We start from the raw sequence: 24,410 nt of genomic DNA on the forward strand, positions 1-24,410 counted from the left end.
CAAGCTACCGGACCACCCGGAAATCCCGCTCGCCGGTCGGCCGCTCCTGCCGGACATCGACCCCGTCGACGTGGGCGAACGGCGGGCCTTCCGAGCACCAGGCGACGATCGCGTCGACCGCATCGGGCTCGCCCTCGAACTCCGCCTCGACCCGGCCGTCGAGGGTGTTGCGGACCCACCCGCCGATGCCGAGCGCCCGTGCCCGCTCGACGCACGTCGACCGGAAGAAGACGCCTTGAACCCTTCCCCGAACCTCGACGTGAACCCTTCGCACACCGCCATCGTGCCATCGGCGACAGCCGATTGACCGTCCGCGCGTTCGGTACATTGAGCGCCCATGGCAACCTACGACGCCCACACCGCCCTGCTCGTCGTCGACGTCCAGAACGACTTCGCCGACCCGTCCGGCAGTCTGTACGTCGCCGACGGGGAGCAGATCGTACCGACCGTGAACGCCGAGGTCGAACGCGCACGAGCGGCGGGGGCCCTCGTCGTCTACACGCAGGACTGGCATCCCGAGCACACGCCGCACTTCCAACGCGACGGGGGGATCTGGCCGGTGCACTGCGTGGAGGACACGCCCGGTGCCGCGTTCCATCCGGACCTGCTGGTCGCGGACCACGAGGTCGTGCGCAAGGGCCACGACGGCCGCGACGGCTACTCCGGCTTCAGCGTGCGAGACCCCCTCTCAGGCGAGCGAGGGGACACGCTGCTGCACGAGATGCTCGTGGCCAACGGCATCGAGCGACTCGTGATCTGTGGGCTCGCCACCGACTACTGCGTGGTCGAGACCGTGCTCGACGCCAGGATGCTCGGCTATCCGGTCGAGGTGCTGACCGACGCCGTGCGCCCCGTCGAGCTCCGGCCCGGCGACGGAGCCACGGCCCTGGCGCGCATGCGCGAGTCGGGCGCCGAGCTCGTGTGAAGGTCGCCGTTCAGCTCTGGCACTGAGGGCAGTAGAACGAGCTCCGCTGCGAGATCTTCACGCTCTCGATCGGCGTGCGGCACCGGCGACACGGAAGCCCGAGCCGCCCGTACACCTTGAGCTCGGGCCCGTACTCGCCCGGGTTCCCGAAGAGGTCGACGTACGCCTCGTCGTCCAGGGTCGTGCCCCGGAGCTTGATCGCCTCCTGCAACACCTCCTGGATCGCGCGGTAGAGCCGCCGCACCTCCTGCGAGGACAACGCGTCGCTCATACGGTCGTAGCGGATGCCCGCGTGGAACAGCACCTCGTCGGAGTAGATGTTGCCGAGGCCCGAGATGAACTTCTGGTCCATCAGGAGCTGCTTCATCTTCGAGGCGCGATCGGCGAGCAGGAACTGGAACGTCGGCCAGGTGAACACCTGGTCGAGGGGGTCGATCGCGAGGTGCTGCAGCTCCTTGACCTTGCCGAGGTCGTCGGCACCCGTCACGAACATCTCACCGAACGTGCGCGGGTCGACGTAGCGCAGGTCGCCGCGCTGCTGGAACGTCAGCACGACGTGCGTGTGGGGAGGCATCGCGACGCGCCCCGTGCCCCGGTGGAACTGCCCGCTCATGCCGAAGTGCACGACCAACACGTCACCCGAGTCGAGGGTCATCAGGATGTACTTGCCCCGCCGCTCGACCTTCGTGATCCTGCGGCCGACCAGGCGCGAGGTGAAGTCCTTCCGCGTCTTGTGACGTCGGATCACGCGCATCGCGTTCTTCGAGCCCTTGACCTCGACCTCCTTGATGCGCAGCCCCACGACGTCCTTCTCGAGGTCGCGGCGCATCACTTCGACTTCAGGCAGCTCCACCCTGGTCCCCCCTCACGAGGCCGCCCGAGTCCGGCGCCAGGCGCTCGGCGATGCGTGCGTACGCCTGGGCGGCCGCTCGCTGTTCGGCCTCCTTCTTGGACCGGCCGATGCCGGTTCCCATCGGCTCGCCGCCCAGGTGCACGGTGGCCGTGAACTCCTTCTCATGGTCCGGTCCGCGCTCCTCGAGCCGGTACTCGGGCATCGAGCGAAGCGCCTGCGAGGCGAGCTCCTGCAGGATCGTCTTGTAGTCGCGATCGCCCTCGCCTCGCACGTAGGCCTGCATGCGTGGTCGGAACAGACGCTCGATCAGCTCGGTGGCGACGGCGAGCCCACGGTCGAGGTACACGGCGCCGAAGACCGCCTCGAGGGCGTCGGCCAAGATCGAGGACTTGTCGCGACCCCCGCTCTGTTCCTCGCCCTTGCCGAGCAGCACCACGTCGCCGAGGCCCAGGGAACGCGCCACGTCGGCGAGCGCGGACATGTTCACGATCGCCGCGCGGAGCTTCGCGAGGGCGCCCTCTGGCATGTCGGGGTACGCGGCGTAGGCCATGTCGGTGACCACGAGGCCGAGCACCGAGTCCCCCAGGAACTCCAGCCGCTCGTTGGTCACCGTCAGCCCGCGCTCGAACGCGAACGAGCGGTGCGTCAGCGCTGCCTCACGCAGCGCGAGGTCGGAGAACCTCACGCCCAGCGCGGCATCGAGCGATTCCAGCGGCGACGTCGCCCCGGCCCCGGCCCGGGCGTCGGCCTGCGATCCGGCCACGACGGGTTACTCGACCTCGATCGCCTGCCGACCGGCGTAGTAGCCGCAGTTCGCGCAGACCCGATGTGAGAGCTTGGGCTGCTTGCATCGTGGACACTCGGCGTAGGCGGGTGCCGACGCCTTCCAGTTGGCGGCGCGCTTGTCGCCGCGGGACTTGCTCTGCTTCTTCTTGGGAACCGCCATCGGTCGCTCCTTCGATCGTTCGGTCAGGTCTCAGTTCTCGTCGAGCAGGGGGGCGAGCTGGTCGAGGGCCGACCATCGCGGGTCGACCTCCGCGTGGCCGGGGCACTCGGCCAGGTTGCGGTCGCCCCCGCACACCGGGCACAGGCCCTGGCACTCGGGGCGGCACAGCGGGGAGAAGGGCAACTCGACGCCGATCACGTCGCGGAGCATCTGGTCGAGCTCGAGCGAACCCTCGGGGTCGAGCGGGTAGTCGTCGGTGTCGGGCTCGGGATCGACGACGAACATCTCATGCACCTCGACGGCGAAGGGTCGCTCGAACTCCTTGAGGCAGCGAGCGCAGCGCAACGCGAGCGTTCCCCGCATCGTGCCCGAGACGAGGATGCCCTCCACCAGCGCCTCGAGCAGCAGGTCGCCGCGGACCGGCACGTCCTCGCGGACGCGGGCGAGCTCGGTGCCGAGGCCGACGAGGGGGTCACCCACGGCATGGTGCCTCGAGGACCCAGGCTGCCCGATCAGGTCGCGGACGTCGACCGCGGCGATCATCGTTCCTCCTCGTCGTACAGCGGGGTCTCGGCACGAGAGGAACGGGCATCGCGGTCGTCGTCCTCAGGCCCTCCGAGCGCCTGCTCGGCCACGGTGCCCGGCGTCCGCAGCTTCTCGCGACCGACCTCCACCTGGTCCAGGGTCTTCGCGAGCGCGCGCGAGGACGACTGAGACTCCTCCAGGATGCGGCGCAGCGCGATCTCGAACTGCGCCAGCTTGGCGTCGACGTACTCCTCTGCCTCGCGGCGCATCGAGCGCGCCTGCTCGTTCGCCTCGGCCAACGCGTGCTCAGCCTCCTCGGCTGCCCGGGCGACCACGGCTTCCTGACGAGCCATCTTCAACTGCTCGTCACGGGCCTGCTCCACGATGACCTCGGCATCGGCCTTGGCCTTGGCCAGCAGGTCCTCACGGTCCTTCACGATCCAGCGCGCCTGCTTGATCTCGTCGGGCAGGGCCTCCTGCATCTCCGCGATCAGGTCGAGCACCTCGTCGCGGTTCACGAGCACCGACGACGACAACGGCATCGCCTTTGCCTCACGGACCATCTCGTCGAGATGCGTCAGCCGGGCGGTGATGTCCATCAGGCACCGCCCCGCTCGCTCTCGAGGCGTTCCCGCAGCAGCGTGCGGACCTCGTCGGGCACCAGACCCTCGATGTCGCCGCCGAACCGAGCGACCTCCTTCACGAGCGAGGACGACAGGAACGACCACGAGGGGTTCGTCGGCATCAAGAGGGTCTCGACCCGGCCGAGGCGATGGTTCATCTGCGCCATCTGGATCTCGAACTCGTAGTCCGAGACCGCCCGCAGGCCCTTCACGATCACGGCGTCGCCGCGCGAGCGGGCGAAGTCTACGAGCAGACCGTCGAACGCCTCGACCTCGACGCCGGCCATGCCGGCGCACGCCTTCTCGAGCATCGCGACGCGCTCGTCGATGCGGAACATCGGTCGTTTGGCGGGGTTCTCGAGCACCGCCACCACGACGGTCGCGAACGTCTGGCTCGCACGCTCGATGATGTCGAGATGGCCATTGGTGACGGGATCGAATGTCCCCGGACACAGGGCGGTCAGGCCCAATGGAACCTCCCGGTCGTCGTTTGGCCGGTCGTCTCGGCCGGTCGCTTCGGCCAGCGCTCAGGCAGATCCCCCCGGCCGGAACAGGATCACGAGGCTGTCGCCGTACCGCAGCTGCCTCGCGACGGCCCAGTGTAGCGGAATGACAGGCGTGGAACTCTTGTGACCCCGGGTCAACACGACCGTCCAGGTCTCATCTCGCAGCCATCCATCAGCGAGTTCGCGCAGGACATCGTCCACCTCCGGGCTGCCCAGGTCGTACGGGGGATCGCAGAACACGAGGTCGTACGGGGCCCCCGGCACGTCGTCCCTGCCGACGAACCGGGCGACGCTCGACGGCACGACCTCGCCCCGATCCGAGAGCTTGGTGGCAGCCAGGTTCCGCTTGATCGCGCTCACCGCCGCGGGCGCCCGGTCGACGAACAGGGCCCGCTCGGACCCCCGGGAGAGCGCCTCGATGCCGGCGGCGCCGGTGCCCGCGTAGAGGTCGAGGACGACGGCACCCTCGAGCGCCTCCGGCCCGAGGCTCGAGAAGAGCCCCTCACGAGCACGGTCGGAGATGGGGCGCACGGACGGCGGGACCGGCCCCAGCCTGACCCCCTTCGCGGAGCCGGCGACGATACGCATCGGCTCAGGGTATCGGGCCGGGTTCCGGCGGCTCCGGGCTCAGGAGCGGAACAGCCACTCGACCGAGCGCTCGAACCGGTGGCGGAGCTCGTCGAGCAGCTCGGGGTGGCGTGCGAGCTGCGGGTCATCGTCGATCACCGCGAACGCGCGCGCCCTCGCGCGGGCGACGAGGGCCATGTCCTCGGCGAGCCGGGCGAGCCGCAGGTCGGGCATGCCCGACTGCTTCGCGTCGAACAGCGTGCCTTCGCCGCGCAGCCGCAGGTCCTCGTCGGCGAGCTCGAAGCCGTCGGTCGTGCGCACCATCGCGTCGATGCGAGCCCGGGCCTCGACGTTGTCCTCGTCGGACTCGTCGAAGAGCACGCACGTGGCCGGGTGCTCGCCGCGCCCGATACGCCCACGGAGCTGATGGAGCTGGGCAAGACCGAACCGCTCGGCGTTCTCGACCAGCATCACGGTCGCGTTCGGCACGTCGACACCAACCTCGATCACCGTCGTCGAGATCAGCAGATGCGCTTCGCCGGCGCGGAACCGCTCCATGATCGCGTCCTTGTCCTTCGGACGCATGCGTCCGTGCAAGAGCTCGATGTGCAGGTCGGGGAAGACCTCGGTCGCGAGACGTTCCGCCTCGGCCTCGGCGGCCTTCACCTGCGTCCGGTTGCCCTCGTCGATCGCGGCGCACACGACGAACCCCTGGCGACCCGCGGCGACCTCCTCGCGGACGAGCTCGTACGCCGCCGACCGCTGCGCGGAGGTGCGGGCGGCCTGCGTCGCGATCGGGAGCCGCCCCTTCGGAAGTTCATCGAGCAGCACGACGTCGAGGTCACCGTAGTAGGTCAGCGCGAGCGTCCTCGGGATGGGGGTCGCCGTCATGATCAGCACGTCGGCCTCGCCACCCTTACGTTTCAGGGCGGTGCGCTGGTGAAGGCCGAAACGATGCTGCTCGTCGACCACGGCGAGGCTGAGATCGGCGAACGCCACGCTCTCCTGCACCAGGGCATGGGTGCCCACGACGAGATCGACGCTGCCCTCGCCCACGGCGTCGACCGTGCGCTGGCGGTCCTTCCCCGTGACGGCGCCGGTCAGGAGCGCGTAGGTCACGGTGGGCTCGTCCGGTGACGACGGCCCGTCGAGCGCGTCGAGCAGCGAGGCCTGCCCGTCAGCCGCCCCGGCCGCCCGGATCGATGCGAATTCGAGGTACGACACGCCGCCCATGCGACCGAGCAGATCCTGCACCGAGCGGAAGTGCTGCCCCGCCAGCACCTCGGTCGGGGCCATGATCGCCGCCTGGTGGCCGGAGTCGATCGCCACGAGCGCCGCGTGCAGGGCGACGAGCGTCTTGCCGGCGCCGACGTCGCCTTGCAGCAGCACGTTCATCGGGTGGGGCCTCGCCATCGCCGCGCCGATCTCGCCCATCGCCCGGCGCTGGGCCTCGGTCGGCTCGAAGGGGATCGTCCGGAGCAGGCGATCGGCGAGCGGGCCCCCGAGGTCGTGGAGAACTCCGGCGCTCTCGGCTTCCACACGGTGCTTGCGGAAGGCTACCCCCAGCTCGAGCGTGAACAACTCGTCGAACTTCAGGCGCTCGCGGGCCGCCGCGAGCGCCCGTTCGTCGGCGGGGAAGTGGATGTCGTGCAATGCGCGGTCGTACGAGCCGAGGCCCTCGGCGTCGACGATCTCGGCCGGCATCGGATCGGCGATCGGGCCGAGTCGCTCGAGCGCGCGATGGAGTAACTCGCGGATCGTGCGGGTGGTCACGCCCTCGGCGGCCGGATGCACGGGGGTGATGCGCGCCGTGTGAACGAGATCGGCGTCGTCGCCCCGCAGGAACTCGACCTCCTGGTTGGAGAGCTGCAGCCGTCCCTTGTACAGCGTGGCGACCCCCGAGACCGCAAGCTCGGCGCCCTCGCGGTAGAGGGTCGCGGCCCAGGGCTGGTTGAAGAACGTCAAGTCAAGGTATCCCGTGCCGTCCCCGAGGGTCACGGTGACCATCGTCTGGCGCCTGCGGGTGAGGCGCTTCGCGACCTTGCGCACGCGCGCGATCACCGTGACGTACGCGCCGAGCTTCATGTGCGCGATCGTCTCAACGCGGGATCGGTCGATGTAACGCCGCGGGTAGTGGTGCAGCAGGTCGCCGACGGTGCGGATCTCGAACGCGCTCCCGGCGAGCACCTCGTACGCGGGGTCACCCTTCGTGCGGAACCCGGCCCGGCGCTTGGCGATCGCGGGGTCGATCTCGAGGATCGCAGACGCGAGTGTCAGTGGGGGGCCTGCTCGGTGCGCGCTCACGCAGCCGGTTGTATCACGCGCCCCCGACCACCCGCGCCGAGCGCGGGTCACATGAGCACCTCGGGTCAGCTGCGCGACACCTACGATGGGCTCATGCCTCGTCCGGTCGTCCCGCTCCTCATCGTCGCGGCGCTCTCGATCTCCTCCTGTGATCGGCCGTCCTCCGACGGCATTGCCTCACCCTCGTTGGCCATGCCCTCGACCGCAGACGAGCTGCCCACCGCCGACGCCGACGGGTTCCGCGCGCTGCTCGACGATCTGCGGGGGACGCCGGTGGTCGTGAACCTGTGGGCCTCGTGGTGCGAGCCCTGCAAGCGAGAGATGCCGATGCTCTCCGAGGCGACCGCTGCCCATCCCGACGTCCAGTTCCTCGGGGTCGACACGTTGGATTCGCGAGAGGGCGCCGAGGCGTTCATCGCCGAGTACTCGGTGCCGTTCCCCTCGTTGTTCGATCCCGACGGCGCGATCCGCACCGAGCTCGGCAGCTTCGGCCTGCCGGTGACGGTCTTCTTCGACGCCGAGGGCGACGAGGCCGCCAAGGTCGACGGCGAGCTCAGCCAGAGCGCCCTCGACGAGCATCTCGCCGCGATCACGGGCTGAACGACGCGTCTGGTAGCCTCGTCGGGCTATGGCCGCTGTCTGTGACATCTGTGGGAAGAAGCCGTTCTTCGGCAAGGCCGTGACCTTCTCGCACAAGCGGAACAACCGCCGCTGGGACCCGAACGTGCAGAAGGTGCGTGCCCTCGTCGACGGCACTCCCCGCCGCGTCAATGCATGTACCTCATGCATCAAGGCGGGCAAGGTCACGCGCATCCCCCGCTCCGCCTAGCGGCCAAGTCCTCCTTCGGTCTCCGGCGGCATCCGGTCACGGCCTGTCGTCCCGGGCGCCGTCCTCTGCGCGTCGACTTGTCCTTTCCGTATAGTCGGACCGGTCCAGGTCGCCCCCGTGGAGCGTCGGGGCGCCCCAAGCCCGTTCGATAGACTGACTGCATGCGCCGATGTGTCCTCACGCGGCGTGCGCTCCACCCGACCCCTCGCGAGGAGGCCCACCGTGGCAGAGGTTCTCGTCAACCCCACCCCTGAGGAACTCAGGACGTTCGCCGAGGAGATGCCCGAGACACGCATCTCCGAGTACGGCAACACGAACACGCAGACGAACGTGCTCTCGCGCAGCGCCGCCAGCACGTACGTGGTCGACCGGGAATCGAGCGGCAAGACGATGACGCGCGAGGACTACGACGCGATCGCGAAGGCGCAGGACGCGTACATCGCCGAGCACGACATGGTCCAGATCGACGGCTACATCGGCAACGACCCCGACATGCGCACGGCCGCCCGCCTGCTGATGGAGAAGCGCTACGCGAACATCGCCGGCATGCAGCAGAAGCTCTATTTCAAGCGCGATGACGGCGCCGAGCCCGTGGTCCAGGTGATCTACACGCCCGGTCTGGAGGCGCCCGGATACCCCGACGATCGCGTGATCGCGGTCGATCTCGACAACTACGTGACGCGGGTCCTGAACTCGGACTACTTCGGTGAGTCCAAGAAGGGCGGCCTGCGCATGTGGAACGACATCGTCTACAACAAGGGCGGCCTCGCGCTGCATGCCGGGCTCAAGGTGATCCCGACCGCGCACGGCGACAAGGTCTTCATGATCATCGGCCTGTCCGGAACCGGGAAGACGACGACGACGTTCACCACGCAGAACGGCTCGCTGCCTATCCAAGACGACTTCGTGGGCCTGATGCCGGGTGGACACGCATACGGCACGGAGAACGGCTGCTTCGCGAAGACGTTCGGGCTCGACCCCGACTTCGAGCCGTCGATCCACGGGGCGGTGGTGAAGCCCACCGCCTACCTCGAGAACGTGTACATGGATGGTGACGGCTCGGTCGACTTCTTTAACGAGAACTACACGAAGAACGGCCGCGCGGTCTTCGAGATGAGGGATCTGATGGCCTACGGTGACGCCCGCGATGTCGGACCCGTCGACTACCTGCTCATCCTGAACCGCAACGAGAACATCATTCCGGCCGTGTCGAAGCTGGACCAGGAGCAGGCGGCCGCGTTCTTCATGCTCGGCGAGACCACCGGTACCGCTGCCGGCGGCGCCGCTGAGGAGGGCAAGTTCCTGCGGGTGCCCGGCACGAACCCGTTCTTCCCGCTCCCCCACGGCCTGCAGGGCAACCGTCTGCTCGAGTTGCTGGCGACCCACCCGATCGAGACGTACCTGCTGAACACCGGGCGGGTCGGCGGCAAGGACGACGACGACCGCTCGAAGAAGCTGCGCATCCCCGACACCTCGGCGTGCGTGAAGGGCATCGCCGAGCAGACGATCGCGTTCGAGGAGGACCCCGACTTCGGCTACCTGGTCGCGACGTCTGTCGCCGACCTCGAGGACGAGGAGAAGCTCCAGCCGCGGAAGCTCTACGCGCGCCAGGGTCGCGGCGACGAGTACGCACAGATGGTCGAGGCGCTGAAGAGTGACCGTGTCGCCCATCTGCAGCAGTTCACGCAGCTCAGCGAGGAGATCATCAAGGCCGTGGGCTGAGCCCATCGCCGCCGGCGCACCGGTGGACATACCCGCCCGGGCTCAGTGCGTCGCGAGTCCCTGAACACCACCGTTTGACAGATACCCCCCCTGGGTATATATCCTCTCGCAAGGACGGCACGGCTCGGGAGGAGGAAACGGTGGAGACGCACCACGACCGTCACGGCGCCGAGGACCGCTCTGCGCACTCGGGCCACGAGGGACACGGTGCTCACGTCGGGCATGACGCCCACCCGGGACGCGGAGGGCACGACGCTCACGAGGGCCACAGCGTCGCGATGTTCCGCGACCGCTTCTGGCTGAGCCTGCTGCTGAGCGTTCCCGTACTGCTCTGGTCTCAGATGCTCCAAGAGCTCCTCGGCTACTCGGCGCCGAGCGTGCCGGCCGATCGGTGGATCCCGCTGGTCTTCGGAACCGCGGTCTTCGTCTACGGAGGCTCCCCCTTCCTCAGGGGCGGCTGGAACGAGCTTCGCGATCGGGCCCCCGGGATGATGCTGTTGATCTCCCTCGCGATCGCCGTGGCGTTCGCCTCGAGCCTCGCGAGCGAGGCCGGCCTGCTCGACCTCGACTTCTGGTGGGAGCTCGTGTTGCTGATCGACGTGATGCTGCTCGGTCACTGGCAAGAGATGAAGGCGATCGGGCAGGCGTCGAGCGCCCTCGACGCGCTGGCCGCACTCTTGCCCGACGTGGCCGAGCGCGTCGCGGGCGCGAGCACCGAGGAGGTGGCCATCGCCGACCTGCGGCCGGGCGACCTCGTGCTCGTGCGCCCCGGAGGACGGGTGCCGGCCGATGGCACGATCGAGACCGGGGCGGCGGCGTTCGACGAGTCGATGATCACCGGCGAATCGCGGGCTGTCCTGCGTGGCGTCGGTGACCGCGTCGTCGCCGGCACGGTCGCCACCGATTCCTCGGTGCGCGTGAGGGTCGAGGCGGTCGGCGACGACACAGCGCTCGCGGGCATCCGACGGCTGGTCGCCGATGCGCAGGCGTCGAGGTCGCGGGCCCAGGCCCTCGCCGATCGCGCCGCCGCCATGCTCTTCTACGCGGCGCTCGGCGCCGGCATCGTCACGTTCATCGCCTGGCTCGCCGTCGGCGATCCCGACCAGGCGCTCGAGAGCACCGTCACCGTGCTCGTGATCGCGTGCCCCCACGCGCTCGGCCTCGCGATCCCGCTCGTGATCGCCCTGTCGACGGCGATGTCCGCGCGCGCGGGCATCCTCGTCAAGGATCGCCTCGCCTTGGAGCGCATGCGGACCGTGGATGCGGTGCTGTTCGACAAGACCGGCACCCTCACCGAGGGTCGGCCAACGGTGCACGACGTGGCCTCGGTCGATGGCGACGACGACGCCGTGCTGCGCCTGGCAGCCGCGGTGGAGGCAGACAGCGAGCATCCGCTCGCCCGCACGATCGTCGCCGCGGGCCGTTCGGTCGGCGAGGTGCCCGAGGCGTCGGACTTCCGGTCGATCGCCGGACGGGGCGTGGAGGCCGCGGTGAACGGCTCCCGCGCCGCCGTCGGCGGACCGGCGCTGCTCGAGGAGCGTGGCCTCTCGTTCCCGTCGGCGCTCGAACCGCAGGTGGCGTCGTGGCACGGTCGGGGCGCCACGGTCCTCGCCGTCGTCGACGACGGGCAAGTGGTCGGAGCCCTCGCACTCGAGGACGCCGTGCGTCCCCGGTCCCGTGCCGCGGTCGACGCCCTGCACGCAGAGGGGATCCGGGTCGTGATGATCACCGGCGACGCTCGCCAGGTGGCCGAGGCCGTGGCCGACGAGCTCGGCGTCGACGACGTGATGGCCGAGGTGCTGCCCGAGCAGAAGGACGGCAAGGTGGCCGAACTGCAGGCGCGCGGGCTGAGGGTGGCGATGGTCGGCGACGGGGTCAACGACGCCCCGGCCCTCGCCCGCGCCGACGTCGGCATCGCGATCGGCGCCGGCACCGACGTCGCGATCGAGTCGGCCGGCGTCGTGCTTGCGAGCGACGACCCGCGCGGCGTGCTCTCGGTCCGGCGGCTCTCGGCGGCCAGCTACCGGAAGATGCTCCAGAACCTCGCGTGGGCAACCGGCTACAACGTCGTGGCCATCCCGCTCGCGGCCGGGGCCCTCGCGTGGGCCGGCATCCTGATGCCGCCGGCGCTCGCCGCCGCGCTGATGAGCCTGTCCACGATCGTGGTCGCCTTGAACGCGCAACTGCTGCGCCGGGTCGACCTGCGCCCCGACATCCTTGCCCCATCTCCCGTCACCGGGTGATCGTTCCCTTCCTCAGCGGCCCTTGGCGCGCTGCCCCAGGAAGTACGCGGCCACGAACTGCACCGCTCCGAGCGCGAGGAAGACCAGGTACAGCCACTGGTACTCGCGGGCGTCGTCGACGAACGCGCGGCCGCGAGTGTCGGTGAGCGCGTAGAGCGCGAACGCCACCGCGAGCACGAACCACATGCCGACTCGCCCCGTCACGAAGAGCGCGTAGAGGGCCAGGTCCGAGGCCTTCGTGCTCTCATACGGCGTGCGCACCCAGTGCACCAACGAGCGCACGCCGAGCCCCGCGAAGACGAGCGCGGCCACGATCTCGATCGCTTCCACCCCGCCAGGATGCGCGTTGCGCCGGGCGCGCGTCCACGGCTAGCATCAGCCTCCCAACGAGCGGAGGGGGCACCGTGGTTCACGCGTACATCCTGATCCAGACCGAGGTGGGCAAGGCCGCAGCGGTCGCCGACGCCGTGCGCTCGATCACCGGGGTCGCCGAGGCCGAGGACGTCACCGGCCCCTACGACGTGATCGTGCGCGCCGAGGCGAAGACCGTCGACGAGCTGGGGAAGCTGGTCGTCGCCCGCATCCAAGCGGTCGAGGGCATCACGCGCACCCTGACCTGCCCGGTCGTGCACCTCTAGCCGCCCTGCCGGGCGGCGGTCAGTCAGGCGGCGCCTCGAGCTCGGGCGCCGTCGTCCGCTTCTGCCGCTCCGCGAGGTGGCGTTCGATCGCGAGATCGATCAGCCGCTCGATCAGGCCGCCGTAGCCGAGGCCGCTCGCCTCCCAGAGCTTCGGGTACATGCTGATCTCGGTGAATCCCGGGATCGTGTTGATCTCGTTGATGATGAGCTCCTCCCCCCGCAGGAAGAAGTCGACTCGCGCCATGCCCCAGCACTCGATCGCTCGGAACGCGGTCACCGCCATGCGTTGCACGCGCGCCTGCACCGCGGGATCGACGTCGGCAGGGATGTCGAGACGCGCGCCCCTGGCGTCGAGGTACTTCGAGGCGTAGTCGTAGAACTCGTGACCGGTGGGAACGATCTCGCCGCAGACCGACGCGACAGGGTCATCGTTGCCGAGCACCGCGCACTCGATCTCTCGCGCTGCCTCGAAACCGTGCTCCACGACGGCCTTGCGGGCGAACCGGAAGGCCTCGGCCATCGAGGCATCGAGCTCCCCGGGATCGTGCGCCTTCGTGATGCCCACCGACGAGCCGAGCGTCGCCGGCTTGACGAAGATCGGGTAGCCGAGCGCCGCGACCCGGGCAGCGACCCCCTCCGGATCCTCCAGCCACTCGGGCTCGCGCACCGCGTCCCACGGGCCGACGGGGAGTCCGGCGGCGGTGAACAGCACCTTCTGGATCGCCTTGTCCATGCCGATCGCCGACCCGAGCACGCCGGCCCCCACGTAGGGCACGTCGGCGAGCTCGAACATGCCCTGCACCGCGCCGTCCTCGCCCATCGGGCCGTGCAGGACGGGCAGCACCACGTCGATCGGGGCGCGGCTGCCGTCGGCGGCGACGAGCTCGCGGGCGGCACCCTCGCCCGCCAGCGACACCCCGGTTCCCGCGCCGGCCCCCGCCGTCACCTCGGGCATCCGCCCCGTCTCCGACGGCAGGGCCGGCGGCCCCGCCATCAGGTGCCACGTCCCCTGCTTCGAGATGCCGACGGGCACGACGTCGAACCGCGCAGGATCGAGGGCGTCCATCACCGAGCGAGCGGAGATGCAGCTGATCTCGTGCTCGGCCGAGCGACCCCCGAACAGCACCACGATGCGGCGCCGCTCGCTCACACCTTCTCCAGTGCCCGCTCGACGTCGTCGAGGATGTCCTCGACGTCCTCGATACCGATGCTCACCCGCACGAGCCCATCGGCGATGCCCGCGGCGCGGCGCGCCGCCGGGTCCATCTGGCGGTGCGTCGTCGAGGCAGCATGACCCACGAGGGTGTGCGTGCCGCCGAGGCTGGTCGCGACCCACGCGAGCTCGAGCGCGTCGCAGAACCGCTTCCCCCCGCCGACACCGCCGGCGACCTCGATCGCCATCATGCCGCCGAACCCGTGGGCGAACTGTCGCGCCGCCACCTCATGCTGCGGGTGCGAGACGAGGCCCGGGTAGCGCACGCGCTCCACCTTCGGATGTCCTTCCAGCGCCGTCGCGAGCGTCATCGCGTTGGCCGAGTGACGGTCGAGCCGCACAGCGAGCGTCATCAGTCCACGCAGGCAGAGCCATGCCTCGAACGGGGCCATCGTGCCCCCGGTGTCGATCGCCACGTCGCGCAGCCGCTCGCGTCCCTCCTCGCTCGCGCACACCACACCCGCGATCAGGTCGTGGTGACCGCCGACGTACTTCGTGGCCGAGTGGCAGACGTAATCGAAGCCGTACGTGGCGGGCGTGCAAAGGTAGGGGGAGGCGAACGTGTTGTCGACCGACGCCGGCACGCCGGCGTCGCGACACGCCTCGCCGAGGCCCTCGAGGTCGGCGACGGTGACGTTCGGATTGGCGATCGTCTCCACGTGGAACAGCGACGCGCCCGGCAAGGCCGCCCGCACGGCATCGAGGTCGTGCGGGTCGACGAGGGTGACCTCGACGCCGTTCCGAGGAAGCACGCGGGTCGCGAGCGCGTACGTGCCCCCGTACAGCTCGGCGCTCATGACGACGCGGTCGCCCGCCCCCGCATGCGCGGCGAACACCGAGTGGATGCCCGCCATACCGGACGCGAACCCGAACGCAGCCCCCGTGCCTTCGAGCGCGGCCATCTGCTGCTCGAACGCGGCGACCGTCGGGTTCCCGTATCCGCGGGTGTAGGTGTAGCCCGGGGCGCGGAACGCGATCGTCTCGGCGTAGGCCTCGGAGTCGGGGAAGCGGAACGTCGAGGTCTGATACAAGGGCACGCTCGGCGTCTCCTGGTCGACCCGCGGGGTCGCGCCGTGCACGGCCCTCGTCGAGAAGCCCCGATCGTCGGTCATGCTCGGAGCCTACCCGTCGTCGGACCAGCGCCTCGGGTAGCGGGCCCGCAGGTCCTCGACCATCGTCGTCAGCACCGACATGAGGTCGGCGGTCATCTCGCGCAGCACCTCGACGTCGTCGACCTCGTCGCTGCGGCCCGAGAGGTCGATCGGCGGCCCGACCTGCAGCCACACCGGACGCCCGAGCTTCATGCTGCCCCTGCCGGACTTCTGCCACACCGCCTGCGAACCCCAGCTCGCGAGCGGCGTGATCGGCACCCCGGTGGCGAGCGAGAGCCGGATCGCGCCCGTCTTCCCCCGCATCGGCAGGTGGTCCTCACGCGAGGTCACGGTGCCCTCGGGGTAGATCACCACGACCTCCCCCTCCGCGATCGAGCCCGCCGCCGCGTCGAGGGCGGCGACCGCGTTCCCGCGGCCGCGGACGACCGGGATCTGCTTGGCACCCTTGAACGCCAGGCCGACCACCGGGATGTGGAACAGCTCGTCCTTCGCGAGGAACCGCGGGCGTCGCCCAGCCTTCATCACCGCGGAAGCGTTCGTGAGCGGGTCGAGGTAGGAGATGTGGTTGCAGGCCACGATCGCCGGACCGGTGCGTGGGATGTGGTGGAGCCCCTCGTACCGCAGCCGGAACCACCCTCGGATCGGTGGGATGGCGACCGTCTTCGCAATGTGGTACCAGGGTTCGGCCAGGGCTCGGTCCCCCTCGTCGGGCCGCGGCGGCGCGGCTGCGAGAGCCTACCGCGCCCTCGCCGCTCGGCCGCGCCTCGGGGCAGCGGCTAGGCTGGCGCGGTCGTGCGTGTGATCGCGCTGCCCGTCAAGTCGCTGTCCGAGGCCAAGGGGCGCCTCGATCCGGTGCTGTCGCCGCTGGAGCGCGGGGCCCTCACGCTGGCCATGCTCGAGGACGTGCTCGACGTCACCCTCGGACTGACCGGATGGGAGACGTGGGTGGTCTCCCCCGACGAAGCCGTGCTCGAGATCGCGATGTCGCGCGGGGCCCACGCCGTCGACGAAGAACGTCCGCCGCTCGCCAACGCGATCCGCCAGGTCGAGGAGGAGGCCGAGGGGCGACTCGTCGACACGTTGGCGGTGCTGCTTCCCGACACGCCGCTCGTCACCCACGGGTCGCTCACCAGGGCGCTGCGGACGCTCGGCGCGGTCGTCGTCGTGCCGTCGGCCGACGAGACGGGCACGAACCTGCTGGTCCGGCGACCACCCGCGGCGATCGAACCGCACTTCGGACCCGATTCCTACCGCCGACACCTGCAGGCTGCGGCCGAGGCCGACGTGCCGACCTCCGTCGTCGACGTGCCGGAGCTCGGGTTCGACCTCGACCTGCCCAGCGATATCCTCACCGTGCTGGAGTCGCGCCACGAGGGACGGACGCTGCAGGTCTGCCGCGACCTGGACCTCGGGGCGCGGGTCGCGACCAGGACCTAGAGGGGACCAACGAGCGATGGCGCAGGGCACGATCAAGGACTTCGATCTCGAGGGCGTCACCGGCTCGCTGTTGATGGACGACGGCACCGAGGTGACGATCGATGCCACGTCGCTCGAGCGTTCCGGCATCCTCACGTTGCGATTGGGTCAACGCGTCGCGTTCGACCTCGACGAGGCCGACGGGAAGCCGGTGGCACGCGGGCTTCGCCTCGTCACGTTCGAATGAGCCACCGCCCCGACCCTGCCACGGTCCGGTTCGAGGGTCTCAGTCCGACGTCGTCACGACCTGCTCACGGAACTCCTTGCCCGGCGTGAACGCCGGGAGGTCGCGCGCCGGCACCACGATCGGGATCTGAGGTCGGCGCGGGTTCCGCGCGATGCGCTCGTTGCGATGCTTGCGCTCGAAGGTGCCGAAGTCGGCGAGGGTGACGCGCTCGCCTCGGACGACGGAGTCTCGGATCGAATCGATCACCGCATCGATCGCCCGGCCCGCGTCGGCCTTCGACAGGCCGGTGCGTCTGGAGACCTCTGCGACCAAGCCACCCTTGTTCATGGCTGCTCCCTCCGGTCGTGCAAGGGTTCCGAGCTGTCACCGTAGTCCTCGGAGCACACAGGGGTCAAACCTCGGGGTCGCGAACGCGGTTGCGGCGCAGGCTGGGTCGGGCTCGTGCCGGGAATCCTGGCCGAGGCGGGACGGCGTTGTTAGCATGCCCGGGCCACGTTGGGGCGTGGTGTAACGGCAGCACGACAGGTTCTGGCCCTGTTAGTCGAGGTTCGAATCCTTGCGCCCCAGCTCGCGCGGCCCCGCTCAGCCGATGCCCGGATACGGATCGAGCACGAGCGGCGGCAGCGGTTCCTGCGAGAAGTCGAAGCTCCGGGCGAGGTCGCCGAGCGCCTCGACCTCCTCGCGGACGGTCGGGCGGGCGTCGGGCCACCCGTCGGACTCGGGGTCCAGGCGCTGTCCGCCCAGGAAGCGGTCCTCGATCAGCTTCAGGTAGGCGTCGTAGCTGAGCGTCTGGGAGTCGATGAAGCCGGGTTTCGCCCACGGGCTGATCACCATCGAGGGCACACGCAGCCCCCATCCGTTCTCGTCGACGACCGGTGGCAGCACGTGGTCGTAGAACCCGCCCCAGTCGTCCCAGGTGAGGAAGATCGCCGTACGCATCCATTGCTCCTGGGGGCCCTGCATGACCGCGTTCACGATCTCGGTCACCCAGGCCTGCCCCTCGGCGACCGAGTCGGGCGGGTGCTCGGCCCGGCCCTCGGTCGGCATCACCCACGAGACGCTCGGCAACGTCCCCTCGCGTGCCGCCTCGATGAAGTCGGTATTCGGCAGCACGTTGTCGAGCTGGCCGGTCACGTCGACCGTGCGGAAGCCGGGGAGCGGATTCTGTACGGCGCGCGTCTCGGTCGCCTCGAAGTCCTGACACGGCGCGACGACGCAGCTGCCCGGCCCGACGAAGTAGCCCCACGTGACGCCCGCCTTGTAGAGCAGCCAGGTGATGTCGGCCCAGATGTAGGGAAGGGGCTCGCCCGCGTCGGGCGTCCAGTTCTTCGACCCGAGCCCGGGACGCTTCCCGGGGTTCCGCTGGTCGGAGACGCACGCCATCGGATCGTCGGGCACCGGGCACCTCGCCGACCACCCCGAGATCAGGAACAGATGGGCAGGCAACGTCCACGAGTCGGTCGGGGCGAACATGCGGTCGTGCAACGTGTACGTCTCGGCGTACGCCCAGTAGTTCGGGATCTCTCGCGCCGTGTGGTAGCCCATCAGGTCCGGCGTTCGCGCACCGTCGGGCCCCGAGCTCGTCTTCGGGCACGGGGGCACGGTCGGGTCCTTCTCACAGCCGTTGCCCTTGATGCGGAACGCGCGGACGAACCCGTTCATGCGACCGCCGGCGATCGAGATCTCGGAGGCGTACTCGCCGTGGGGCCCCCCGGAGTCGAACAGGTTGCGATCGTGGTAAGGACGATGACAGATGTCGCGGGTCGGGTCGGGCAGGCAGACGCTGGGATCCCCGTCCTCGTCCGTCGGGATGCCGTCGGCGCCCGGGAACGTGCCGAAGTAGTGGTCGAACGACCGGTTCTCCTGCACGACGAACACGAGGTGATCCAGGTTCATGATGCCCGCCGCCGGATCGAACGGGCGGAACGGGTCGGCAACCGGCAAGAGCTTCGGTGGGTCTCGCAACGGGCGTCGGTCGACGCCGATCGGAGCGCGCTCGGGCGCGATCGGGAAGCGGTCGGGCACGAGGAACGGGAGGGGGACCTCGCCCGTCGGTTGCGGCCGAGCGCGAGCGGGATCGGGCGACGGCGAGATCGGGCCGCTCGAGGCACCGCCCGGCGGGTCGGCTCCGGCGCTCACGCACGCGACCGCCACCGCGCCGACCAGGATCAGGCCGGCGGCGGGTCTCCAGCGCGCGAGGGAACCGCTCGATCGAGCCATCGCGCGATCGTAGCCTGCCCGGGGTCCTCGGCCGAACACCGCAGCGCGATCGCCTCGCGAGCCGGCTCAGTCGCGGAACGGCCAGGGATCGAGCACGAGCGGGGGCAGGGGCTCCTGGGTGAAGTCGAAGTCCAGAGCCAGGTCGCCGAGGAGCTTCACCTCTTCGCGCACCGTGGGGCGCGAGTCCGGCCACCCATCGGTCTCGGGGTCGAGCCGCTCACCGTCGAGGAAGCGGTCCTCGATCAGCTTCAGGTAGGCGTCGTAGCTGAGCGTCTGGGAGTCGATGAAGCCGGGTTTCGCCCACGGGCTGATCACCATCGAGGGCACGCGCAGCCCCCATCCGTTCTCGTCGACGACCGGTGGCAGCACGTGGTCGTAGAACCCGCCCCAGTCGTCCCAGGTGAGGAAGATCGCCGTACGCATCCATTGCTCCTGGGGGCCCTGCATGACCGCGTTGATCGCCTTGGCCACGTAGGCCTGCCCGACCTCGATCGAGTCGGGCGGGTGCTCGCCCTTGTCCTGCTCGGGCATGAACCACGAGACGCTCGGCAGGTCGCCGTTGCGCGCGTCGCGGATGAACTCCGTGTTCGGCCTGATGTTGTCGAGCTGGCCGGTCGCGGCCGTCGCGGTGAACCCGGGCAGCGGATTCTGCACCGGCGCCGTGAGGATGCCTTCGAGGTGCTCGCACGGCGGGGCGACGCACGTGCCTTCGCCGACGTAGTAGCCCCAGCTCACGCCGGCCCTGTAGAGGAGCCAGGTGATCGGAGCCCAGACGTAGGGCCGGGGTTCGCCCATCTTCGGCGCCCAGATCTTCGAGGGCTCGTCGGCGTAGATGCCGCCGGGGAACTTCCGGTCCGACGAGCACGACATCGGGTCGTCGAGGTCGCTGCAGGTGGCCGACCAGGCCGAGATCAGGAACAGATGCGCCGGCAGGGTCCACGAATCGGTCGGCGCGAACATACGGTCGTGCAGCGTGAACGTCTTCGCGTACTCCCAATAGATCGGCAGCTCCTTGGCCGTGTGGTACCCCATCACGTCGGGTTGGCCCTGAGGGCCGTCGACGGCCTGGGGGCACGGCTTCTCGTCAGGGTGCTTGTCGCATCCGTTCCCGATCACGCGTCGGGCCTCGACGAAGCCGTCCATCGCCCCGCCGTTGATCGAGATCTCGCTGCCGACCTCGCCGTGGGGGCCGCCCTGGTCGATGAAGTTGGTGTCGTGGTACGGACGGTGGCACCCGCCCTCCTCGGGGTCGGGCAGGCAGACCTTCGGCCGGCCGTTCGCGCCCATCGGGATGCCGTCGGCGCCGGGGAACGTGCCGAAGTAGTGATCGAACGACCGGTTCTCGAGCACGATGAAGACCAGGTGGTCGAGGTTCATGATGCCGGCCGCGGGATCGAACGGACGCGAGCGGTCGGCAGCCGGTTGCAGCTCGGGCGGCGATCGCAGCGGCCGCGTGTCGACTCCCTTCGGCGCCAGGGCTGCGTCGGGCTCGCTCGCGAGGTTCGGTGCACCCAACACGTCGGTCGGCTCGATCCAGTTCGAGTCCGATGCTGCCGCGGCGGCCGTGGCGGACGGTTCCGGCTCATCCGAGCGAGCACCCGACGTCGCCGGCGGGGTCGGCGCAGCGTCGGACGTGCACGCCATCGCGACGAGCCCGGCGACCGTGAGCAGCGCGGCTGCGGCGAGGGTGCGACGGGAACGCATGTGGCGAGCCATGGTCCGCGATGCTACCCCACGCTCCGTCGCCCACCGTGACCACCGCTACGATGACCGCCAACCGACATCGATCCGCGAGGAGGCCCGCGTGAGCGACACCGACGTACCCGTCCGCATCCCCGTCACCTTGATCCCCGGCGACGGCATCGGCCCCGAGGTGGTCGCCGCCGCCCGCGCGATCGTCGAGGCCACCGGTGCCCCGATCGACTGGGAAGAGGCCGAGGCCGGCGCGGAGGTCTTCAAGAAGGGGGTCGCCTCGGGCGTGCCCCAAGAGACGATGGACTCGATCGCTCGGACCCGCGTCTCCCTGAAGGGTCCCCTCGAGACCCCGGTCGGCTTCGGGGAGAAGAGCGCGAACGTCACCCTGCGCAAGCTCTACGAGACCTACGCGAACGTGCGCCCCGTGCGGGAGATGCCGGGCGTCACCACCCCGTACTCGGGCCGCGGCATCGACGTGGTGATGGTCCGCGAGAACGTCGAGGACCTTTACGCCGGCATCGAGTACATGCAGACCCCCGGCGTCGCCCAGGCCCTGAAGCTGATCAGCGTGAAGGGTTCCGAGAAGATCGCGCGGTTCGCTTTCGAGTACGCACGCAGCGAGGGACGCCCGACCGTCGCGTGTGCGACGAAAGCGAACATCATGAAGTTCACCGAGGGAACCCTGAAGCGAGTCTTCGAGCAGGTTGCTCCCGACTACCCCGACATCGAGTCGTGGCACGTGATCGTCGACAACGCGGCGCACCAGCTCGTGAAGCGGCCCGAGCAGTACGACGTGATCGTGACGACGAACATGAACGGCGACATCCTCTCCGACCTCTCCTCGGCGCTGATCGGCGGCCTGGGATTCGCGCCGAGCGCGAACATCGGCAACGACGTCGCGATCTTCGAGGCGGTGCATGGGTCGGCGCCGAAGTACGCGGGCAAGGACGTCATCAACCCGACGGCGATGATCCTCTCCTCGGTGCTGATGCTGCGCTACCTCGGCCTGTTCGAGCAGGCGACGGCGATCGAGCACGCGGTCTTCGTGACGCTCGAGTCGGGAGTCCTCACCGGCGACGTCGTCGGCTACGACCGGGGCACCCCCACCACGGCCTACACCGAGGCGATCATCGGCAACCTCGGGAAGAAGACCGAGAACTGGACGGTGCGGGAGGTGAAGCCGCTCGAGCTCCCGGTTCTGTCGGCCGACCCCGACTACGTGCGATCCCACGACCGCAACGTGGTCGGCCTCGACGTCTTCGTGGAGTCACCGCTCTCCGCCGACGACCTCGGCGCCTCGCTCACCGAGCTCGCTGAGGGCACGCGGCTCGAGCTGAAGATGATCTCGAGCCGCGGCACGAAGGTGTACCCGCCGACCGGCGCGATCACCGACACCCTCGATCATTGGCGCTGCCGGTTCATCATCCGGGAGAACCCGGGCGACCTCTGGGACGAGGACGTGCACCAGCTGCTTGCCCGCATCTCGCGTCGTCACATCTGGATGCACATCGAGAAGCTGATGGAGTTCGATGGCGAGCTCGGCTTCACGAGGGATCAGGGCGAGAACTGAGACGAGGAACGGCTCGAGCCGGGGCGTCGTGGTGAGCGACGTGCCCCGGCCCGACCGTCCGCGCTGCCGACGCGTCGCCGGCAGATGCCGGAGGCCCGATCCCCGTGAGAGAGGTGCGCTCGCGCGCGAGGGGAACCGGACCTTCCGGACGTCTCACCGCACGGGACGCGGCCGGCGCTCGGGCGAGACGCCCTCGCGCCCGCGGCGAACGCGACGCCGGCCGCTGCGGAGGCGCTCGCTGGCGTCCCGCAGCTCCCGCTCCCGGTGACGGAACACATCGTCGGTCCAACCGAAGATCATCGCTGCACCTCCTCATGCTCGGGTCTCTGTAGCGATTCCTACAACGTTTCAAGGCGTAGGATAAGGGCTTGCCTTCCCACACGGAAGCATTTAAGCTAACCCGAAAGCGATGTCGATCAGCATCCACCTCTCGAGCGACGACCTGGCCGAGACCAGGTTCGCCTTCTCCCCGATCTGGGAGCTCGGCATGAGCCTGTACAAGCCCATGCGCGACCCCGCGAAGCACGCGCTCCACCTCCCGTGGGTGCAGGAGGCGAAGAAGGCGATCGAGGGCAGGGACCTCGAGATCCTGTTCGCGATGGTGCCGCCCCCGGGGCTGCCACCGGTCGTGCACCCCTACATCCCCGACTTCCTCACGCCCGCGCCCGAGACGCCGTTCCCCCAGTTCGAGGACGAGCTGGAACAGGTCGCTCGCACCGAGCCCGCCCGCATCAGCGCGGAGCTTTCGCACATGATCGGGTCGCTCGGCGACGCGAGGGTGCCGGTGCTCACCCAGGAGATCCTCGAGGATCCGGCGCCGTTCGTCGGCAGGCTGGTCGAGCAGATGCGCGAGTACTGGAAGCTCACGATCGAGCCGCACTGGCCGCGGATCCGTGCTCTGCACGAGGCCGACGTGACCTACCGGGCCCGCCAGCTCGCGCTCGGCGGCGCCGAGTTGCTCTTCGCCGACCTGCACCCGTCGCTGTCGTGGGCGGGCGACGCGCTCGTGATCGACAAGCAGATGTGCGAGGACATCGATCCCGGCGGTCGTGGGCTGGTGCTGATCCCGGCCGTGTTCGACTGGCCGGGCATCGCGATCCTGATGGGCGACGATCTGCAGCCGACGCTCTCCTACTCCCCCCGCGGCATCGCCGAGCTGTGGGACGAGCCCGAGGACGTGCGCGGCGACGGCGCGATGGACGACCTGATCGGCGGCACACGCGCCGATATCCTTCGGGTCCTGAACGTGCCGATGACGACGAGCGAGCTCGCGCACCGGCTGCACCTCACGCCCGCGGCGGTCTCCCAACAGCTCGGCGTGTTGCGCCGCTCAGGCGTCGTCGACGCGAGACGGCAGGGCCGGGAGGTCTACTCCGAACTGACGCCGAGCGGCCGGCGTCTCCTGGAACTCATCGGCTGAGCACTCGATCGCTCGCCGGATGCGGACTCCGGACTCCCCTGCAACGATGTCGGTGAACCATCGAGCGCCGCGGGGCTTGGCCCGCCGATGAGGAGGAGGGGACCATGGACGTCCGACCCGATGCAGGAGGAGGAGCGCCGCCCGAAGGTGCCACGACCGGCTCGCAGAACGAGCGCCGTTCGATCCCGGAACTCGTACGCAGCGTCGTCGACGGCATCACTCAGTTGTTCCGACAGGAGGTTGCCCTCGCGAAGATCGAGGTGAAGGAGGCGATCTCCGAGCGTGCGTTCGGCATCGGCGCCTTCGTGCTCGGTGGCGTCTTCATCGTGCTGGTGGTCGTCTACCTCGCGGCGGCCGGCGTCGCCGCGCTCGACCTCGTGATGCCCGCATGGGCGTCGCGGCTCCTCGTGGCCGTGGTGTGCCTCGCGCTGGGTGGCATCGCGTTCCTCATCGGCCGCAGGTCGATCCGGACGGCCGGCGGCGTGGAGCTCACCAAGGAAACGGTGAAGGAGGACCTGGAATGGGCGAAGCAGCAGATCGGGTCGTGAGCGAGATCGAGCAGACGAGGGCGCGGATCGAACGTGACCTGGCCGAGCTCGAGAGCCGCCTCCCCAGCCGCATCAGGAGCACCAAAGTGGCGATGGGCGCGGTGGTCGGCAGTTCGACCGCGGCGGGAATCGCCAGTTGGCTGCTGCGTCAGCGCCGAGCGAGTCGGGAAGCCAAGGCGCGCTCCACCGAGGTCGTCGTGCGCATCGTCACGGAGCCACGCGCCGCCGACGAGAACTGAGCGACCGAACATCACCGTCCCATGAGTCCGACGGACGGTTGGATACACT

General features: G+C 69.7%; 29 protein-coding genes and 1 tRNA gene. 13 read left to right on the forward strand and 17 right to left on the reverse strand.

Going from position 1 to position 24,410, the window contains the following annotated elements; translation table 11 throughout:
* Positions 1-4: 4 nt before the first annotated feature.
* Positions 5-328, reverse strand: a complete 324-nt coding sequence (locus tag VFI59_06285) for an acylphosphatase (protein HET6713299.1) — start codon at positions 326-328, stop codon at positions 5-7.
* Between the two features lie 9 nt (positions 329-337).
* Here VFI59_06285 and VFI59_06290 point away from each other — a divergent pair, with 9 nt between their 5' ends.
* The gene (locus VFI59_06290; GenBank protein ID HET6713300.1) at positions 338-925 is read left to right on the forward strand and encodes an isochorismatase family protein; all 588 of its coding nucleotides are present in this window, start codon (positions 338-340) and stop codon (positions 923-925) included.
* Positions 926-935: 10 nt separating this feature from the next.
* Here VFI59_06290 and mutM read toward each other — a convergent pair whose 3' ends face one another.
* Genes mutM through recG form a run of 8 tightly spaced genes read right to left on the reverse strand, consistent with a single transcriptional unit; the run spans position 936 to position 7,249 of the window.
* Positions 936-1,778, reverse strand: a complete 843-nt coding sequence (gene mutM / locus VFI59_06295; protein ID HET6713301.1) for a bifunctional DNA-formamidopyrimidine glycosylase/DNA-(apurinic or apyrimidinic site) lyase — start codon at positions 1,776-1,778, stop codon at positions 936-938.
* Entirely contained in the window at positions 1,765-2,490 is a 726-nt protein-coding gene (gene rnc / locus VFI59_06300; protein ID HET6713302.1) for a ribonuclease III, read from the reverse strand. The genes mutM and rnc overlap by 14 nt, the downstream gene beginning before the upstream one ends.
* A 57-nt stretch (positions 2,491-2,547) precedes the next feature.
* Positions 2,548-2,724 carry a 50S ribosomal protein L32 gene (gene rpmF / locus VFI59_06305; protein HET6713303.1) on the reverse strand — a complete coding sequence of 59 codons (177 nt, stop codon included), beginning with the start codon at positions 2,722-2,724 and terminating at the stop codon, positions 2,548-2,550.
* A gap of 30 nt (positions 2,725-2,754) precedes the next feature.
* Positions 2,755-3,267, reverse strand: coding sequence for a YceD family protein (locus VFI59_06310; GenBank protein ID HET6713304.1), 513 nt, complete (start codon positions 3,265-3,267; stop codon positions 2,755-2,757).
* On the reverse strand, positions 3,264-3,848 hold the full coding sequence (locus tag VFI59_06315; protein HET6713305.1) for a hypothetical protein: 585 nt from the start codon (positions 3,846-3,848) through the stop codon (positions 3,264-3,266). The genes VFI59_06310 and VFI59_06315 overlap by 4 nt, the downstream gene beginning before the upstream one ends.
* Positions 3,848-4,342, reverse strand: coding sequence for a pantetheine-phosphate adenylyltransferase (coaD, locus tag VFI59_06320; protein ID HET6713306.1), 495 nt, complete (start codon positions 4,340-4,342; stop codon positions 3,848-3,850). Before coaD ends, VFI59_06315 begins: the two co-directional genes overlap by 1 nt.
* A gap of 57 nt (positions 4,343-4,399) precedes the next feature.
* Positions 4,400-4,966, reverse strand: a complete 567-nt coding sequence (locus VFI59_06325; GenBank protein ID HET6713307.1) for an RsmD family RNA methyltransferase — start codon at positions 4,964-4,966, stop codon at positions 4,400-4,402.
* A gap of 39 nt (positions 4,967-5,005) precedes the next feature.
* Positions 5,006-7,249 carry an ATP-dependent DNA helicase RecG gene (gene recG / locus VFI59_06330; GenBank protein ID HET6713308.1) on the reverse strand — a complete coding sequence of 748 codons (2,244 nt, stop codon included), beginning with the start codon at positions 7,247-7,249 and terminating at the stop codon, positions 5,006-5,008.
* A gap of 192 nt (positions 7,250-7,441) precedes the next feature.
* Here recG and VFI59_06335 point away from each other — a divergent pair, with 192 nt between their 5' ends.
* The 4 genes from VFI59_06335 (at position 7,442) to VFI59_06350 (ending at position 12,043) form a co-directional block, all read left to right on the forward strand.
* Entirely contained in the window at positions 7,442-7,849 is a 408-nt protein-coding gene (locus VFI59_06335) for a TlpA disulfide reductase family protein (protein ID HET6713309.1), read from the forward strand.
* 28 nt (positions 7,850-7,877) lie between these two features.
* Positions 7,878-8,078 (forward strand): 50S ribosomal protein L28, encoded by a 201-nt coding sequence (rpmB, locus tag VFI59_06340; protein ID HET6713310.1) that lies wholly within the window; start codon positions 7,878-7,880, stop codon positions 8,076-8,078.
* 222 nt (positions 8,079-8,300) lie between these two features.
* On the forward strand, positions 8,301-9,800 hold the full coding sequence (locus tag VFI59_06345) for a phosphoenolpyruvate carboxykinase (GenBank protein ID HET6713311.1): 1,500 nt from the start codon (positions 8,301-8,303) through the stop codon (positions 9,798-9,800).
* Between the two features lie 140 nt (positions 9,801-9,940).
* Positions 9,941-12,043 (forward strand): copper-translocating P-type ATPase, encoded by a 2,103-nt coding sequence (locus VFI59_06350; GenBank protein HET6713312.1) that lies wholly within the window; start codon positions 9,941-9,943, stop codon positions 12,041-12,043.
* Between the two features lie 12 nt (positions 12,044-12,055).
* Here the strand turns inward: VFI59_06350 and VFI59_06355 are convergent, their stop codons facing one another.
* The gene (locus VFI59_06355; GenBank protein ID HET6713313.1) at positions 12,056-12,373 is read right to left on the reverse strand and encodes a hypothetical protein; all 318 of its coding nucleotides are present in this window, start codon (positions 12,371-12,373) and stop codon (positions 12,056-12,058) included.
* 74 nt (positions 12,374-12,447) lie between these two features.
* Here VFI59_06355 and VFI59_06360 point away from each other — a divergent pair, with 74 nt between their 5' ends.
* Positions 12,448-12,681, forward strand: a complete 234-nt coding sequence (locus VFI59_06360; GenBank protein ID HET6713314.1) for an Lrp/AsnC ligand binding domain-containing protein — start codon at positions 12,448-12,450, stop codon at positions 12,679-12,681.
* A 19-nt stretch (positions 12,682-12,700) separates the two neighbouring features.
* On the opposite strand, the gene VFI59_06365 is transcribed toward VFI59_06360, so the two are convergent.
* Genes VFI59_06365 through VFI59_06375 form a run of 3 tightly spaced genes read right to left on the reverse strand, consistent with a single transcriptional unit; the run spans position 12,701 to position 15,696 of the window.
* Positions 12,701-13,831 carry a D-alanine--D-alanine ligase family protein gene (locus VFI59_06365; protein HET6713315.1) on the reverse strand — a complete coding sequence of 377 codons (1,131 nt, stop codon included), beginning with the start codon at positions 13,829-13,831 and terminating at the stop codon, positions 12,701-12,703.
* Positions 13,828-15,006 carry an aminotransferase class I/II-fold pyridoxal phosphate-dependent enzyme gene (locus VFI59_06370; protein ID HET6713316.1) on the reverse strand — a complete coding sequence of 393 codons (1,179 nt, stop codon included), beginning with the start codon at positions 15,004-15,006 and terminating at the stop codon, positions 13,828-13,830. The genes VFI59_06365 and VFI59_06370 overlap by 4 nt, the downstream gene beginning before the upstream one ends.
* A 9-nt stretch (positions 15,007-15,015) precedes the next feature.
* Positions 15,016-15,696, reverse strand: coding sequence for a lysophospholipid acyltransferase family protein (locus VFI59_06375; protein ID HET6713317.1), 681 nt, complete (start codon positions 15,694-15,696; stop codon positions 15,016-15,018).
* Positions 15,697-15,798: 102 nt separating this feature from the next.
* Between VFI59_06375 and cofC the strand changes: the two genes are divergently transcribed.
* The gene (gene cofC, locus VFI59_06380) at positions 15,799-16,443 is read left to right on the forward strand and encodes a 2-phospho-L-lactate guanylyltransferase (protein HET6713318.1); all 645 of its coding nucleotides are present in this window, start codon (positions 15,799-15,801) and stop codon (positions 16,441-16,443) included.
* 16 nt (positions 16,444-16,459) lie between these two features.
* Complete coding sequence (locus VFI59_06385; GenBank protein HET6713319.1) at positions 16,460-16,669, forward strand: hypothetical protein; 210 nt, start codon at positions 16,460-16,462, stop codon at positions 16,667-16,669.
* Positions 16,670-16,708: 39 nt separating this feature from the next.
* Here the strand turns inward: VFI59_06385 and VFI59_06390 are convergent, their stop codons facing one another.
* Complete coding sequence (locus VFI59_06390; GenBank protein HET6713320.1) at positions 16,709-16,996, reverse strand: HU family DNA-binding protein; 288 nt, start codon at positions 16,994-16,996, stop codon at positions 16,709-16,711.
* A gap of 169 nt (positions 16,997-17,165) precedes the next feature.
* Between VFI59_06390 and VFI59_06395 the strand changes: the two genes are divergently transcribed.
* Positions 17,166-17,236, forward strand: a tRNA-Gln gene (locus tag VFI59_06395).
* 15 nt (positions 17,237-17,251) lie between these two features.
* On the opposite strand, the gene VFI59_06400 is transcribed toward VFI59_06395, so the two are convergent.
* Together VFI59_06400 and VFI59_06405 are read right to left on the reverse strand one after the other, a co-directional pair.
* Positions 17,252-18,889 carry an alkaline phosphatase family protein gene (locus VFI59_06400; GenBank protein ID HET6713321.1) on the reverse strand — a complete coding sequence of 546 codons (1,638 nt, stop codon included), beginning with the start codon at positions 18,887-18,889 and terminating at the stop codon, positions 17,252-17,254.
* A gap of 66 nt (positions 18,890-18,955) precedes the next feature.
* Positions 18,956-20,605, reverse strand: a complete 1,650-nt coding sequence (locus tag VFI59_06405) for an alkaline phosphatase family protein (protein HET6713322.1) — start codon at positions 20,603-20,605, stop codon at positions 18,956-18,958.
* Between the two features lie 88 nt (positions 20,606-20,693).
* On the opposite strand from VFI59_06405, the gene VFI59_06410 reads away from it, so the two are divergent.
* A complete protein-coding gene (locus VFI59_06410) occupies positions 20,694-22,154 on the forward strand; it encodes an NADP-dependent isocitrate dehydrogenase (protein HET6713323.1) in 1,461 nt (486 codons plus the stop codon).
* Positions 22,155-22,307: 153 nt separating this feature from the next.
* Here the strand turns inward: VFI59_06410 and VFI59_06415 are convergent, their stop codons facing one another.
* A complete protein-coding gene (locus VFI59_06415; protein ID HET6713324.1) occupies positions 22,308-22,454 on the reverse strand; it encodes a hypothetical protein in 147 nt (48 codons plus the stop codon).
* 109 nt (positions 22,455-22,563) lie between these two features.
* Here VFI59_06415 and VFI59_06420 point away from each other — a divergent pair, with 109 nt between their 5' ends.
* The 3 genes from VFI59_06420 (at position 22,564) to VFI59_06430 (ending at position 24,361) form a co-directional block, all read left to right on the forward strand.
* On the forward strand, positions 22,564-23,574 hold the full coding sequence (locus VFI59_06420) for a DUF5937 family protein (GenBank protein ID HET6713325.1): 1,011 nt from the start codon (positions 22,564-22,566) through the stop codon (positions 23,572-23,574).
* Between the two features lie 104 nt (positions 23,575-23,678).
* Entirely contained in the window at positions 23,679-24,122 is a 444-nt protein-coding gene (locus VFI59_06425) for a phage holin family protein (protein HET6713326.1), read from the forward strand.
* Positions 24,119-24,361 carry a hypothetical protein gene (locus VFI59_06430; GenBank protein ID HET6713327.1) on the forward strand — a complete coding sequence of 81 codons (243 nt, stop codon included), beginning with the start codon at positions 24,119-24,121 and terminating at the stop codon, positions 24,359-24,361. Before VFI59_06425 ends, VFI59_06430 begins: the two co-directional genes overlap by 4 nt.
* Positions 24,362-24,410: the final 49 nt, after the last annotated feature.

This window comes from Actinomycetota bacterium (genome assembly GCA_035697485.1).
In the GTDB taxonomy this organism is placed as follows: domain Bacteria; phylum Actinomycetota; class UBA4738; order UBA4738; family HRBIN12; genus JAOUEA01.